Origin of the sequence: Nonomuraea sp. NPDC050536 (genome assembly GCF_044457685.1) — a bacterium.
In the GTDB taxonomy this organism is placed as follows: Bacteria; Actinomycetota; Actinomycetes; order Streptosporangiales; family Streptosporangiaceae; genus Nonomuraea.
On the sequence record NZ_JBITHD010000026.1, the window covers coordinates 66,648 to 80,607 of the forward strand.

Genomic DNA, 13,960 nt, shown 5'->3' on the forward strand with positions numbered 1-13,960 from the left:
CGAACTCGTGGAAAGGTGCAGCCAGTGAAGGCTCTCGTGCTGACGGGGCGGACGGGAACGATGTCGCGCCCCTGCGGCGACGGCGTTCACGTCGCCAACCGCCCCGTGGTGAGCTACGCGCTCGAGGCGGTCAAGAAGTCCGGAATCTCCGAGGTCGGCATCGTCGTGGACCGGCACGACGACCCGATCAGGAAGGCCGTCGGCACCGGTGCCGCGTTCGGCCTCGACGTCACCTACATCCGGCAGGACGCCAGCCTGCTCGGCCTGGGCATCCTGCTCGCCCGCGACTTCCTGGACGAGGACGACTTCCTGGTCCTGCACGGCGGCGAGGTCGTCCTCGACGACGTCCCCAGCCTGGTTGCCGAGTACCGGCGCAGCGACAGGGCCGAGGCCGTGGCCATGGTGGGCGAGCTGGCCAAGGCCGGCAGCGGGCCGGTCGCCCTGGTGGACGAGCACGGACACCTGGTCGGCATCACCGAGGGGCACGGCCACTCCGCCTTCGACCGGGCGCTGGTCGGCGCCTACGTCTTCAGCCCCGCCATCCACCAGGCCGTGATGTCGGCCGGGCCGACCTGGTACGGCGGCTACGCGCTCACCGACGCGGTGACCTGGATGATCAGCCACGGCGCCACGGTGCTGGCCTACTCCGCCCGCGGCTACTGGAACACCGTCGGCTGCGTCGACAACGTGCTGGACTGCAACCGCGAGCTGCTGCGCCGCCTCGACCCGCTGGTCCTCGGCGAGGTCGACGACGACAGCGAGCTCATCGGGCCCGTCCTGGTCGACGCCGGTTCCACCGTCCGCGGCTCCCGCGTGGTCGGCCCGGCCATCATCGGCGTCGGCACCAGCGTGAGCGGCAGCACGATCGGCCCGCACACCTCGCTCGGCCCCGACTGCCAGGTCCAGGACAGCACCGTCGAGGACTCCATCGTGCTGGAGGGCGCCACGCTGCACGGGGTCGGGCCGGTACGCGGCTCGCTCATCGGGCGCGACGCCCACGTCGGCACGGGACCCGCCGGATCGCGGCTGGTCGTGGCCGACCGCAGCCGGATCCTGCTGACCGCCGCCACCGGGGAGGAGACCCGTGGCTGACGTCCTGCGGCCCGTCACGGTCGAGAAGCAGGCGCTCGGCCTGGTCGCCCGGCTCACCGAGCTGGGCGTCAGGTCCGGTGACCGGGTGCTGCTGAGGGGGGAGAACTCCTCCCCTTTCGTCGCCGCGCTGCTTGCGCTGTGCCACCTCGACGTCTCGATCGTGCTGGCCGATCCGCAGCTGGCCACCGACCAGCTCGCCACCATGTGCGAGGTCTCCGCGGTGCGCTGGGCCGTCACCGACGCGCCCGCCAGGATCCCGCTACCTCCGGGGAGCGTGCTGGACCTGGCCGAGCCCGACGGGCCCGCCGCCACCGCGCCCGCGACGATCTCGCTGCGGGCCTGGGAAGGCCGCCGCGACGGGGTCGTCATGTGGTCCTCCGGGACCACCGGAGCCCCGAAGGCCGTGGTCAAGTCCGGCCGCGCCGTACTGGAGAACTCGCGCGTGACCGCCGCCGCGATGGCCTACACGCCGCGCGACGTGCTGGCGCCGCTGCTGCCGTTCTCCCACCAGTACGGCATGTCGCTGCTGCTCATCTGGTGGCTGACCGGCTGCGGGCTGCTGGTGGCGCCGTACCGCCGGCTGGAACGCGCGATCGCGGCCGTCGCCGAGTCCGGGGCCACCGTCGTCGACGGCACCCCGCCCACCTACCACGGGCTGCTCACGCTGCTCACCCGCGACCCCGGCCTGCTGGGCGGGCTCGAGCGGGTCCGGATGTGGTGCGTCGGCGGCGCGCCGCTCAACCGGCCGCTGGCCGATCGCTTCCTCGCCGCCACCGGACATCCCCTGCTCGACGGTTACGGCATGACGGAGACGGGCAACATCGCCCTCATGCTGCCTAATCTGATCAAGGGCTGCGGCAGGCCGCTGCCAGGAGTGAACGTCCGCGTCCAGGGCGATCCTGGCGAGATCGAGGTGCAGACTCCCGGCAGGCTGGAGGGATACCTGCGGCCCGACGGCAGCCTGGCTGCCTTCGAGGACGACTGGTTCCGCACCAGCGACCTCGGCCGGTTCGACGACGACGGCGTACTGCACGTCTACGGCCGGATGAACGCCGTGCACCGGCTCGGCCACACGCTCTACCCGGAGTACCTGGAACGCCGCGCCGAGGAGTGCGGCGCCCCGGTCAAGGTCGTCGCTGTCGACGACGAACGGGCCGGGTCGATGCTGGTGTTCTTCGTTCAGGACAGCGAACGGGACGAGCGCCACTGGCGCGCTCGCCTACGCACCCTGCTGGCATCCTACGAGCGTCCCAACGCGGTGGTGGTGTTGCCTCGCTTTCCCGTCAACCGCAACGGCAAGGTCGACGTCGGCGTGCTGCGGGAGTTGGCCGCCGAGACACTGAAGGGCCATCCAGGTGGACGTTGAGGTCATGGCCCGGCTGGAGTTCGCGATCACGGTCGGCTTCCACTGGCTGTTCGTGCTGCTCACGCTCGGGCTCGCACCGATCATCGCCTACATGCAGACCCGCTACGTCATCGGCCGCAACCCGCGCTTCGAGCGGATGACCCGCTACTGGGGACAGATCTACGTCGTCAACTACGTGCTCGGCATCGCCACCGGGCTGGTGATGGAGTTCCAGTTCGGGCTGTCGTGGAGCGGGCTGACGGCCTTTGCGGGCAACGTCTTCGGCGCGCCGCTGGCGATGGAGACGCTCGTCGCGTTCTTCGCCGAGTCGACCTTCCTCGGGCTGTGGATCTTCGGCTGGGGGCGGCTGCCCAAGGTCGTGCACCTGCTGCTGTTCTGGGCGGTCACCGCGACCGCCTACGCCTCCACGTACTGGATCCTGGTGGCCAACGGGTTCATGCACCACCCGGTGGGCTCCGTGGTCAGGAACGGCAGGGCCTACCTGACCGACTTCGCCGCCATGCTGACCAACCCGAGCGCGCTGTACGCCATGTGGCACATCGTGTCGGCCGCCCTGGTCGCCGGGGGCGGGTTCGTCGCCGGGGTGAGCGCCTACCAGTTCCTGCGCCGCACCCGCGAGGTGGCGTTCTTCCTCAGCTCGGCCCGCGCCGGGCTGGCGGTGGCCGTGCCGTTCTCCATCGCGGTCGCCGAGACCGGGTTCAGGCAGATCCCGCCGCTGCACGCCGCCCAGCCGATGAAGATGGCGGTGCTGCGCGAGGTCCTGCTGCCCGAGGACCGCGGGCCGTACACGGTCGCGCAGGTCCAGGCGGAGATGGCGGCCAGGCTCGGCCCCGGCGACTACGCGCCGCCCGGCTGGATCGCCGACGCCTACGACTTCATGATGACCTCGGCGTTCTTCATCGTGGTGCTCGCGCTGTTCGGCGCGGTCTGCCTGATCGGCAACGCGCTGGCGCGCTCGCGTGCCATCGCGTTCCTGGTGATGCTCATCGTGCCGATCCCGTTCGTGTCGTCCACGCTGGGCTGGCTCGTGCGCGAGGTCGGCCGCCAGCCCTGGGCCGTGTACGGCGAGCTGCTCACCTCCCAGGCCCGCTCACCCGTCTCACCCGGGGTCGTGCTCGGTTCGCTGGTCGGGTTCAGCACGCTGCTCGCGGCCCTGGCGATCGCGAACTGGTCCCTGATCGCGCGCTACGTCCATCGCGGCCCGCGCGACACCGACCTCCGAGGGCCGGGGACGTCCCCTCACGAGGAATCCCCCATCGCGCTGCAACTGTGAGGGAAGGCATGGAAACGATCTGGCTGGCCCTGCTCGGGGCCCTGCTCGCCGGGTACCTGGTGCTCGGCGGCTACGACTACGGCGTGCAACTGCTGCACGCGACGCTCGCGCGCGGCGAGGGCGAGCGGCGCCTGGCGCTCAACACCTTCGGCCCGTTCTTCCTGGGCAACGAGGTGTGGCTGGTGGCCTTCGCCGGGGTGATGGCCGGAGCCTTCCCCCGCGCCGAGGCCGCGCTGCTGCCGCCGCTGCACCTGCCCGTGGCGGGGCTGCTCGGCGGGGTCGTCGTGGGCACCGTGGCCGTCCAACTGCGCAGCAGGCACCGCTCCCGTCCCGCCCGCGCGCTTTGGGGCGCGCTGGCAGCGGCCGGCGGGCTGGTCGCCGCGGCCGGCTGGGGGCTGCTCACCGGCCGGTTGCTGTCCGGCGCCTCGGCGGGGGAGTGGGCCCGGCCGTTCGTGCTGCTGTGCGCGGCGGCGACGCTGACGCTGTTCGCCGGGCACGGGGCGGCGTTCCTCGGGATGCGCGCCGACGGCCCGCTGCGCGCGCGAGCGCTGCGCGCGGGCGTCCCGCTGCTGACCGCGGCCGCCGCGGCGGTCCTCGCCGCAGCCGGCGTGGGGGCCGCCGCGCACCTGGCGGCCTCGGGCTGGATCCTGGCCGCGCCCGCCGCGGCCCAGGCCGTCCTGCTCCTGCTCGCGGCCGTCACGCTCCGGCGCGGGGCGGCGCGCTGGGCGTTCGCGGCCACCTCCGGTGCCGCCGCGCTGCTGGCCCCGATCATCCTGGCCGGATCCGGCGCGGGCATGAGCCTGGCCGAGATCGCCGCGGACCCCGCCACCCTGCGCCTGCTGCTCCCTGTCGCGGCACTGGTGATCCCGCTGCTGCTCGCCCTGCAGGCGGTGGGCTGGTGGGCCTTCCGCGGCCGTCCCCCCACATACCTGTGAGTTCTGACGGAGGTGGTCTCGTGCGCCACAGAAGACTGGGCAGGAACGGGCCGGTCTCATCGTGTGTCGGCCTGTCGATCCTGGCCTCGCAAGGGCGCGTGGATCCCGACGCGTGGATCGAGACGGTGCACTACGCGATCTCGTCGGGCATAACGCTGCTCGACGTCAGCGACCTGGACCCCGACAGCGAGCTGGCCCCCCTCGTCGGACGCGCGGTGGACGTCCGGCGCCAGGACCTGCTGCTGGCCTCGGCAGGGCCGTGGCAGGACGGCGCCGCGCAGCTGCGGCGCCGCTGCGATCAGGCGCTGGCCCGGTACGAGGTCGACTACCTCGACGTCTACTACCTGCGCGCGGACCTCACGACCCAGGTCGAGCGCGGCGTCAGCGAGCTGGCCGAGCTGGTCCTGGAGGGGAAGATCCGCCATCTCGGGCTCCTCGGTGGGACCCCGCACCAGCTGCGGCGCGCCCACGCCGTCCACCCGATGACGGTGCTCGCCACCGAGTACTCGGTCGTCTTCCGCGAGGCGGAGCACGAACTGCTCGACGTGGCGCGGGAGCTGGGCGTGGGAGTGGTGGCCCGCTGCCCCTTCGCCCGCGGCCTGCTCGGCGGGCGGCTGCGCGTCCCAGACCTTCAGGACGCGCGGCGTGCGGAGTCCGTGCGGCGCATGGTGCGGGAGGCGGAGTCGATCGCGGCCGACCTGAACGTCGGCATGAGCCGCCTGGCGCTGGCCTGGCTGCTCTCGCGCAACGACGACGTCGTGCCGCTGCCGAGCGCGCTCGACCCGGTCCAGCTCGAGATGGACATCGCTGCCGTCGGCGTGCTGCTGACGCGGGAGACGTGCGACCGCCTGGCCCTCGTCTTCGACCAGGGGAGCGCCACGTGAGGTGGCAGGCGCTAGCCGAAGCTCTTCGGCAGCGCGCCGGGATCCTGCCTGATGCTGATCAGCGACGCGGCGACCGCCCGGTTGACGGCGTCGATGCGGGAGACGGCGCCGAGCTTGACGAACACGTTGCGCAGGTGCCGCTTGACCGTGGCCTCGGTGAGCCCTAGGTGCCTGGCGATCTGCTGGTTGCTCAGCGCCTGCGCGGCCAGCTCCAGGACCTGCCGCTCCTTGTCGGTGAGGATGTTCTGGGTGGGCGCGTGGATCTGGGCCATGCTGTCACGGGAGACGGCCAGCACCAGGCGCTCGGGATCGTTGACGACGCTCCTGATCGCGGAGATGACCTCCTCGCTGTGCACGCTCTTGAGGAGGTAGCCCCGGATTCCGGCCGATAACAGCCGCCGCAGCAGCTGCGGGCCGTCATACATGCTGAGCACGATGATCTTGGTGTCTGGCGAGCTGGTGCGGATCTTGCCGACGGTGTCGAGCACATCGTCGCCGGGAATCTCGATGTCGAGCATGATCACGTCCGGCCGCTCCTCTCTGACCAGAGCCACCGCTCCGCCCGAGTCGCCGGCCTCGCCGACCACCCGCAGGTCCGAGCAGGCCTCCAGGATCTCGCGCAGCCCCTCGCGGAAGAGGGTGTGGTCGTCGACGATGCCTACCCTGGTGAGTGTGCTCATTGCGCGTTGCTCCTGGGCATGCAGAGTTCCACCGACGTTCCCTTGCCCGCCTCGCTCGACACGACCACCGAGCCACCGAGCAGTTCGGCCCTCTCGCGCATCGACTGCAGGCCCAGCCCGGAGGAGGCGGGCCGCTCCTTGGGGATGCCGCGCCCGTTGTCCTGCACGATCCCGCGCAGCTCGTGCGGCGCAATGTCGATCCTGATGAGGATCAGCGACGCGCGTGCGTGTGCGAGCGCGTTGCGCACGGCCTCGCGGACGATGAGGAAGGACTCGTCACGGACGTCGGGTAAGGCCCACTCCTCGTCGCCGTTGATCTGAAGGCGCACGTCCACGCCGTGGGTGTCGACGGTCTCGAGGTAGCCGAGGAGAGCCTTCTCCAGGCTCGTGAGCGAATCGTGCGGATGCAGCTCGGAGGTCACCTGGCGCAGGTTGCGCATGGTCTCCTGGATGGCTTGCTCGGCGAGCTTGACGTTGCCCGAGGCACGCAAAGGCTTGGTGACCCGGTTGCGCTGGTACAGCTCGAGCTGCTGGTGGGCGACGCTGACTCCGTGCCCGATGCGGTCATGAAGGTCCCTGGCGATCCTGCGCCGCTCCTCCGTCTGCACCGTGTGCACCCTGTTGAGCAGGAAGCTGGTGTAGCTGGCCGATGCCGCCCGGATCCTGGAGGAGATGGCCTCTTCCAGGGTCAGCGCGGCGATGTTAAAGAGGCGGGCATAATCGGGGCGGTTCTCCAGAGCGGTGCTCAGTGCGGGCAGCGCCACCTTGAAGAAGGCCGAGGCAGCGTCCAGCGACTCCTTGGGATGGACTCCGGCTTCGGCACGGTCGCTGCCGATGTCCCAGGCCAGCGAGCTTATGGTGGTGTCGGCCCGGATCTGGCCCGCCTCCAGGGCCGCGAAGACGTCATCGAGAATCTCGTTTGCGTTTTCAACCAATTGCTGAAGGGTCGCTGGGTCTCGCACCAGCGAGGAACTTTCCAGTTTGAGCCTGTGTGTGTATTCGTCGAGAATCCGCTTGCCGCAGCTTCTCCTGAGGGCTGCGAAACTTCCTGCCTCGTCGTGCCGTGGCCTCCCCAACGTCCCCTGCCTCCGGAACTAGGAAACCGGATGGCCCATTTTTACCTAATTAATTGGTCCAGGCAACAGGTGATATGGCGATAGATACGACTAAAATCAGATGAACTACGTACTGCGTCATCATGTACGTGCGATACGGACGGCGGCGGCGGGACCGGCTGCCTCGGGAGATCGGCCCCAGAGCGACGACGGCCAGCGTGACCGCGCCCGTGGTCATGATCACCGCGGCGGCCACCAGGGGCAGCTGGAGAGCCAGCACGGCGGCGGTGAATCCGCAGGCCGTGCCGAGTGCGGCCAGGGCGGCGAGCATTCGGACAGTGCGCTCACCGCGCGTGACACTGAGAGTCCTCCGGCCGGCGGCAGCGTCGCCCTCGATGTCGGACAGGTCCTTGGTGAGGCCGCCGACCAGGCCGGTCCACAGGGAGACCGCGGCCGTGAACACGACGAGCACCCCGATCTGGTGCACCCACCCGTCGGTCTGGGTGAGGTAGCCGGCCGCGTATGTCATCAGGCTCGCGGTGATCCCGATCGCCGCGGTGCCGGCGGTGGTGCGCTTGAGGTGGAACGGAGGGCCCGAGTACATGTAGCCGAGCAGCAGGATCGCCGGCACCATCCAGCTGACGGTGGAGGGCAGGCTCAGCGCACCGACGAGCGCGGCGAGCGTGGCCGCGCCCGCGACGCCGAGCGCGGTGCCGGGGGTCAGTGAACCCCGGGCGATCGGCCGTGCCGATCCGTTGGCCCTGTCCTCCTGGAGGTCCTCGACGCCGTTGAACAGATAGACGGCGAAGATCACCAGAATCCAGACCAGCAAGGTGCACAGCACCTGCAGGCATGTGGCGTCGTTGGCGCCGAGTACGCGCTCGCCCAGCACCGCGCCGACGGCGAAGCGCAGAGTGAACAGTGCCAGGACCGAGGGGCGGGTCTCGACCACGCACATGCGCAGCAGATTGACTCCGTGTCCAATACGGGCGAACAGTGAGGGCATGGAAGAGGCGTGTGCAGCGGGCATAACGCGAGGCTGCAATAAAAATCGGCGGAAGTTAAGTGGAGCATGAAAGGTGGTACTCCCGGCTACAACTTCCGATATATCCATCCCTACTTGATGATCGGGGATTTCAGGGTTAGCGTCAATCCGGCCGTGCTAGCCATCAGAGAATGGAGAATCCTGGCATGCGGCACTCCAGAATGGCCGCCAGACGCTACGCAGAATTCGTCCCGCTAACCCTTCCTGACCGTTGCTGGCCAGATCGGCACTTGACAGCCGCGCCCCGATGGTTGTCAACCGATCTCCGTGACGGCAACCAATCGCTTGCCAACCCCATGGACCCCGGCAGGAAGCTCGCCATGTTCGAACTCCTGGTGGAGATGGGCTACAAAGAGATCGAGGTCGGCTTCCCCGTCGCCAGCAGAGATGACCATGCGTTTGTCCGCATGCTCATCGAAGAGGAGCGCATCCCCGACGACGTCTGGATCAGTATCCTGGTTCCCGCTCGCGACGAGATGATCACGCAGAGCGTCGAGGCCCTGCGAGGCGCCCCGAGGGCCACCTTTCACCTCTACAACTCCCTCGCGCCGACCTTTCGCAAGCTGGTCTTGACGATGTCCCGCGCGGAGTGTAAAGACCTTGCCGTCCAGGGCACGCGCTTGATGATGAAGCACGCCGAACGCGCGCTGGCGCGCTGTGATCTTCGGTTTCAGTACTCGCCCGAGGCGTTTAATGAAACGGAGCCGGAATTCGCGGTCGAGGTCTGCGAAGCCGTGGTGGACGTCTGGCAGCCCGACGCCGAACGGGAGATGATTCTCAACTTTCCCGCGACTGTCGAACGTTCCCAGCCCCATGTGTTCGCCGACCAGATCGAATGGCTCGGCCGTACGCTGACGCGGCGCGAGCACGTATGCCTGTCCATCCACCCGCACAACGATCGCGGCACTGGCGTCGCCGCCGCCGAACTGGCGTTGCTGGCCGGTGCCGAGCGCGTCGAGGGGTGCCTGTTCGGCCACGGCGAGCGCGCCGGCAACGTCTGCCTGGTCACGCTCGGTATGAACCTGCTGCTCCAGGGTATCGACCCCGGGATCGACTTCTCCGACATCGACCGGATCAAGGCGGTGGCCGAGCATTGCACCGCCATGCCCGTGCCGGCGCGGTACCCCTACGCGGGCGAACTCGTCTACACGGCCTTCTCCGGCTCGCATCAGGACGCCATCAAGAAGGGTCTGGACGCCATGGCCCGCCGGGCCGCGGAGACCGGCGTACCCGTCGAGGAACTGTCGTGGCAGGTGCCGTACTTGCCGCTGGATCCGCGCGACATCGGCCGCTCGCACGAGTCGATGGTGCGTATCAACAGTCAGTCGGGCAAGGGTGGTGTCGCCTACGTGATGGCTCTGCACCACGGGGTGGAAGTCGAGCAGGGGAGACGGCGCGAGTTCGCCGATGTCATCCAGTCGCTGGCCGAGGACGAGGGTGGCGAGATCAGCCCCGACCGCATCGGCGCGGCCTGGGACTCCATGAACGGTGGTACGTCATGAGCCGCTCTGTCCTGGTCACCGGTGGCAATCGCGGCATCGGCCTGGCGGTTGCCCGAGCGTTCGCCCGCGATGGCGACAAGGTCGCCGTCACCCACCGCAGCGCCGAGCCGCCCGAGGACGTGGCGGGCTGCCGGTGCGACGTGACCTCGGCTGATGATGTCGACCGGGCCGTCACCGAGGTCGAGACGCTGCACGGTGCGGTGGAGGTCCTCGTGGCCAACGCCGGGATCACCCGCGACAAGCTCTTCCTCCGCATGACCGAGGAGGACCTGGAGGCCGTGCTCGACACCAACCTCAAGGGGACCTTCCGGGTCGCCAAGCGCGTGGTGCCCGGGATGCTCAAGGCGCGGCGCGGGCGGATCGTGTTCGTCTCCTCCTCTGTGGGGTTGCGCGGTGAGCGCGGGCAGAGTAACTACGCGGCCTCCAAAGCAGCGCTGATCGGGCTGGCGCGGTCGCTGGCGTGGGAGCTGGGGCCCCGCGGTATCACCGTCAACGTCGTCGCGCCCGGGCTCACCGAGACGGATATGACAGCTATCCTTCCCGAGCAACGCATCCGCGAGATGTGCGCCGAGACGCCGCTGCAGCGGATGGCGACGCCGGAGGAGATCGCGGAGGTGATCCGCTTCGTGGCCTCCCCGGCCGCCTCCTACCTCACCGGAGCGGTTGTTCCCGTCGACGGCGGCGCCTCCATGGGCCACTGACTCCGTCCGGGTTCCCCAACGAGGGTTGTCCATCCTGGTTGTCGCGGGGTCAGAGCTTGATCGTCTTCGTGTGATCATCGAGCGATGCGGGGCCGGGTCCGGACGACCAGGCCGCGCATCAGCTCGGTGGCGCCGTTCGACGTCGACCAGGCAAGTGGCCATCCGTCGCGGTCATCGGCATTCCATCGTGATAGGTCGGTGCCCTTAGGGAAGTACTGGCGCAGCAGGCCGTTGATGCTTCTATGTCAAGCCGCTGACTGATGGTGGGTGATCTGGTGTTGCCAGGATGCTCGATCGGTGGTCATAGCGCGGTGGATGACGTCGATGAGGTGGCGTTGGAGGATGCGGCGGGCGCCGCGTTTGCCTTTGGTTGGTTCATGGCGGGCCAGGAGTTCCTGGGCGGCTGGGTGGAAGCGTTTCTGGACGATGGCTGCGGTGTAGAGGACGCTGTTGAGGCGGCGGTTGCCGCCTCGGTGGAGGCGGTGGCGTTCTTGGTCTGAGGAGTAGACGGGGATGGGAGCGCAGCCGGTGTAGCGGGCGAGTTTGGCCGAGGTGGGGAAGCGGGTGATGTCGCCGATCTCGGCGATGAGGACCGCGGCGGAGTTGTGGCTGATGCCGGTGATCTCCAGCAGGGCCGGGGCTAGCGGGCTGACGATCTCCTTGATCGTGGCGTCGAGGTCGTGGACACGCCGGTTGAGCTCCAAGAGCTCGGCGGTCATGTCCAGCAGGACCCTGCGGACGTGGGCGCCCAAGTGGGAGGCGGCGGCCAGCAGGCAGGCCAGCGCGTCCGTGCCTTTGGGCCGGGCGAGGTCGCCCGGGGTGTGGTCGAGCCAGAGATGAAGCTGGGCTTTGAGCTGGTTGATCAGCGTGGTGCGGCGTTTGATGAGGTCGGTGCGGTAGTCAACCAGGACCCGCAGCTCGCGGACGTGTTCGTCGATGCGGTGTCGGGCCAGTTCAGGGGTGGCGATGGCCGCGTGGGCGGCCGCGGCGGCGTCGACGGGATCGGACTTGGCGCCGGTAGCGGCGTGGAGTCTGCGGTGGGCAGCGGTCAGCCGGGTGGGAACCCAGACCATCGTGCCTTCCGACGGAATCCCTGACCTGCGGGAACGCGGCCACAATGTGGGTTTTGGGCTTATGTGGGCCGGACCCCTCACACGGCTCTTGCCGTTTCGGTCACCGGGCTGCCAGGACCGTGTTCACCGCTGTCAGGACCGTGTTCACCCAGACCGAGGCACGGGCACGGCAGCGTTACCAAGGGCGTCTGCGGCACCTGCTCAGGCTCGTGATCATCAAGGCTGCCCAGACCATGGACACCGCCTTCGGTGACCGCTCCCATCGACTCTCAGACATGGCCGAGGGGCGTCGGAGCCCAGCCGGCAGACGCGTACGAGCCTTGAGGAGCCGCCTCATGCCCTCATGCCGTCGGGGAACCCGGTCCAGCGCAGGTCGGCCGGGAGGTGGCTCATGTCGTTGAACATCACGAGCGTCGGCGGCAGGTCGGTGCGGTAGTCGATGACCGTCAGCGCGGTGTTGGCGCTGTTCAGGCCGAGCCACCGGGATGGCGGCGCGTCTAGGGCGTGCCGCACCAGCCACGCGATCGGGTAGGCGTGTGTCACCACAACCTCGTGAGTGTCGCGCCGGGTTCCTGCCGCGGTTGTGTCGGGGGACTTCGCGAACCGGCCGACCAGGGCCTCGGCGAGCTTGTGGCCCGAGGCCGCCTCGGCGTCGTCGTAGCCGTCGAAGAATCCGACCCAGGATGGGGGTGTTTCGGCAGCTCGGGGAACGTAGGGCACATGGTCGATAAGTTCGGCGGCCTCGGCGACGGGCGCGTTCTGCAGGTGCCGGGCGAGTTCGTGCGCGCTGGCTGCGGCGCGCGGTAACGGAGAGTGCCACACGGCGTCGACCGGTAGGCCGGCGAGCCGTTCGCCCAGCAGGCCCGCCTGCCGGCGACCGATGTCGGTGAGGTTCCCGAATGCGTCGGCCGCGCCGTGGCGTGCCAGGTAGAGGTGTCGCGTGGTCATGAGCAGTTGGGGCGCGGTGCCCGCGTGGGCCCGCTTCCCGTCTCCGTTCAATCCGTGGGTGACGTGGGTGTGGGTGTGGCTGTCGGGTGAAGGCTCCCCGGCCGGAGAGGCAGAGGATCGGTCACGCGTTGGCCGCCGTGACGGTGCCGGTGGCGCCGTCGATGGTGATGGTGCTGTCGTCGTGGAGTCTGCTCGTCGCGTTCGGGATGCCGAGGACCGCGGGGATGCCGTGCTCGCGAGCGACGATCGCGGCGTGGGAGAGCACGCCTCCGGTTTCGGTGATGACGCCGGCCGCGATGCGCAGTAGCGGCGTCCAGGCGGGGTCGGTGAAGGGGCAGACGAGGATGTCGCCCGGGTGCACGCGCGCGAAGTCGCCGGGACCGCGGACGATCCGCGCGGGGCCGGTCGCCACCCCGCGGCTGCCCGGTGCTCCGGTCAGCGTGGGCGCGGCGGCCGAGGTGTGAGCGGCAGGCGAGGGCCACGCCGGGGGTGCGGCGGTGACCGGCCGTGCCTGCAGGATCCAGGTACGGCCATCGGCGATCGTCCACTCGATGTCCTGCGGTCCACCGCGTACGGCGGCGATCTCCTTGCCCAGCTCGGCGAGCAGTTTGGCGGTCGCGCCGTCGATCGTCGGCCGGTCGCGGGCACCGGTGGGCACGTCGGACACGACAAGTTGCCTGCAGCGCCGGTCAAGGCGGGTCAGTTTGTGCGCGATCGTGTGGGTAACCAACCCGTCCTCGGCGACGCGGTAGGCGTCAGGGGTGACCGTGCCGCCGACGATGCTGGGGCCGAGCCCCCAGGACGCCTCGATGCGGATCGCGTCGTGCGGGTCCGCGGGGGTGAACATGACCCCGGACACCTCGGCGTCCAGATGGCGTTGCACGAGGACGGCCATGACGGGATCGGCGAAGGGCCGGCCGCCGCGGCCGGAGTCGCCCCGGTAGTCGACGGCGCGCGAAGTGAACAGCGAAGCCCAGCAGGCGCGTATGGCGTCAGTGACCGCGCCGACTCCCCGCACGGCGAGAAAGCTGTCGTGCTGACCGGCCGCCGACGCCTGGCCGGTGTCCTCATACGCGGCGGATGATCTCACCGCGACGGGCGGATCACCGAGTTCGTCAAGCGCGCGTCCGAGCGCGTCGATCAGGGTGGCGTGGACCGGGCGGGCCTCGATCGCCCGCCGCACGGCGTCGAGATGGTCCGGCTCGCCGACGAACCGCTCGAGGTCCAGGTCTCGGACGGCGGCGCGGTAAGCGGCGAACGACACGACGAAGCCGTCGGGAACCGGTAGTCCCGCGCGAAGCAGCGCGCCGAGCGCACCGGCCTTGCCTCCGCACGTGTCGGCGGCAGCCGATATGAGGGGTACGATCATCCACTCCGCCTTTCAATGAAAGATTGACAACAATTTA

The 13,960-nt window shown here is 69.5% G+C and carries 12 protein-coding genes and 1 pseudogene; 7 read left to right on the forward strand and 6 right to left on the reverse strand.

Annotated features, from left to right (window positions below; genetic code table 11):
• Positions 1–24 precede the first annotated feature (24 nt).
• The 5 genes from ACIBHX_RS45160 to ACIBHX_RS45180 are packed head-to-tail and all read left to right on the forward strand — an operon-like array spanning position 25 to position 5,550.
• Positions 25–1,092 carry a sugar phosphate nucleotidyltransferase gene (locus ACIBHX_RS45160; RefSeq protein ID WP_397074267.1) on the forward strand — a complete coding sequence of 356 codons (1,068 nt, stop codon included), beginning with the start codon at positions 25–27 and terminating at the stop codon, positions 1,090–1,092.
• Positions 1,085–2,458 (forward strand): class I adenylate-forming enzyme family protein, encoded by a 1,374-nt coding sequence (locus tag ACIBHX_RS45165; protein WP_397074268.1) that lies wholly within the window; start codon positions 1,085–1,087, stop codon positions 2,456–2,458. The genes ACIBHX_RS45160 and ACIBHX_RS45165 overlap by 8 nt, the downstream gene beginning before the upstream one ends.
• Positions 2,448–3,731: a cytochrome ubiquinol oxidase subunit I gene (locus ACIBHX_RS45170; protein WP_397074269.1), complete on the forward strand. Its 1,284-nt coding sequence runs from the start codon at positions 2,448–2,450 to the stop codon at positions 3,729–3,731. Before ACIBHX_RS45165 ends, ACIBHX_RS45170 begins: the two co-directional genes overlap by 11 nt.
• An 8-nt stretch (positions 3,732–3,739) precedes the next feature.
• Positions 3,740–4,666: a cytochrome d ubiquinol oxidase subunit II gene (locus ACIBHX_RS45175; RefSeq protein ID WP_397074270.1), complete on the forward strand. Its 927-nt coding sequence runs from the start codon at positions 3,740–3,742 to the stop codon at positions 4,664–4,666.
• A 20-nt stretch (positions 4,667–4,686) separates the two neighbouring features.
• The gene (locus ACIBHX_RS45180) at positions 4,687–5,550 is read left to right on the forward strand and encodes an aldo/keto reductase (protein ID WP_397074272.1); all 864 of its coding nucleotides are present in this window, start codon (positions 4,687–4,689) and stop codon (positions 5,548–5,550) included.
• An 11-nt stretch (positions 5,551–5,561) separates the two neighbouring features.
• Here the strand turns inward: ACIBHX_RS45180 and ACIBHX_RS45185 are convergent, their stop codons facing one another.
• From ACIBHX_RS45185 to ACIBHX_RS45195, 3 genes are all read right to left on the reverse strand, one after another.
• On the reverse strand, positions 5,562–6,230 hold the full coding sequence (locus ACIBHX_RS45185; protein WP_397074273.1) for a response regulator: 669 nt from the start codon (positions 6,228–6,230) through the stop codon (positions 5,562–5,564).
• The gene (locus ACIBHX_RS45190) at positions 6,227–7,165 is read right to left on the reverse strand and encodes an ATP-binding protein (protein WP_397074275.1); all 939 of its coding nucleotides are present in this window, start codon (positions 7,163–7,165) and stop codon (positions 6,227–6,229) included. Before ACIBHX_RS45190 ends, ACIBHX_RS45185 begins: the two co-directional genes overlap by 4 nt.
• A gap of 190 nt (positions 7,166–7,355) precedes the next feature.
• Positions 7,356–8,243, reverse strand: coding sequence for a UbiA family prenyltransferase (locus tag ACIBHX_RS45195; RefSeq protein WP_397074277.1), 888 nt, complete (start codon positions 8,241–8,243; stop codon positions 7,356–7,358).
• Between the two features lie 233 nt (positions 8,244–8,476).
• Here ACIBHX_RS45195 and ACIBHX_RS45200 point away from each other — a divergent pair.
• Together ACIBHX_RS45200 and fabG are read left to right on the forward strand one after the other, a co-directional pair.
• Positions 8,477–9,793 (forward strand): annotated as a pseudogene (locus tag ACIBHX_RS45200) (2-isopropylmalate synthase); the annotation flags it as partial.
• A gap of 35 nt (positions 9,794–9,828) precedes the next feature.
• A complete protein-coding gene (fabG, locus tag ACIBHX_RS45205; protein WP_397074278.1) occupies positions 9,829–10,533 on the forward strand; it encodes a 3-oxoacyl-ACP reductase FabG in 705 nt (234 codons plus the stop codon).
• A 245-nt stretch (positions 10,534–10,778) separates the two neighbouring features.
• Here fabG and ACIBHX_RS45210 read toward each other — a convergent pair whose 3' ends face one another.
• The 3 genes from ACIBHX_RS45210 to ACIBHX_RS45220 all read right to left on the reverse strand — a co-directional run bounded on the left by ACIBHX_RS45210 (position 10,779) and on the right by ACIBHX_RS45220 (position 13,923).
• Positions 10,779–11,606, reverse strand: a complete 828-nt coding sequence (locus ACIBHX_RS45210; RefSeq protein WP_397074280.1) for a transposase — start codon at positions 11,604–11,606, stop codon at positions 10,779–10,781.
• Between the two features lie 333 nt (positions 11,607–11,939).
• Positions 11,940–12,554 carry a histidine phosphatase family protein gene (locus tag ACIBHX_RS45215; RefSeq protein WP_397074282.1) on the reverse strand — a complete coding sequence of 205 codons (615 nt, stop codon included), beginning with the start codon at positions 12,552–12,554 and terminating at the stop codon, positions 11,940–11,942.
• Between the two features lie 121 nt (positions 12,555–12,675).
• The gene (locus ACIBHX_RS45220; RefSeq protein WP_397074284.1) at positions 12,676–13,923 is read right to left on the reverse strand and encodes a PEP/pyruvate-binding domain-containing protein; all 1,248 of its coding nucleotides are present in this window, start codon (positions 13,921–13,923) and stop codon (positions 12,676–12,678) included.
• Between the last annotated feature and the right edge of the window lie 37 nt (positions 13,924–13,960).

Bases quoted from the DNA above. Each gene is read 5' to 3' on its own strand.
- ACIBHX_RS45175 (WP_397074270.1), top strand. From the start codon at position 3,740: ATGGAAACGATCTGGCTGGCCCTGCTCGGGGCCCTGCTCGCCGGGTAC.
- ACIBHX_RS45185 (WP_397074273.1), bottom strand. From the start codon at position 6,230: ATGAGCACACTCACCAGGGTAGGCATCGTCGACGACCACACCCTCTTC.
- ACIBHX_RS45195 (WP_397074277.1), bottom strand. From the start codon at position 8,243: ATGTGCGTGGTCGAGACCCGCCCCTCGGTCCTGGCACTGTTCACTCTG.
- fabG (WP_397074278.1), top strand. From the start codon at position 9,829: ATGAGCCGCTCTGTCCTGGTCACCGGTGGCAATCGCGGCATCGGCCTG.
- ACIBHX_RS45210 (WP_397074280.1), bottom strand. From the start codon at position 11,606: ATGGTCTGGGTTCCCACCCGGCTGACCGCTGCCCACCGCAGACTCCAC.
- ACIBHX_RS45215 (WP_397074282.1), bottom strand. From the start codon at position 12,554: ATGACCACGCGACACCTCTACCTGGCACGCCACGGCGCGGCCGACGCA.
- ACIBHX_RS45220 (WP_397074284.1), bottom strand. From the start codon at position 13,923: ATGATCGTACCCCTCATATCGGCTGCCGCCGACACGTGCGGAGGCAAG.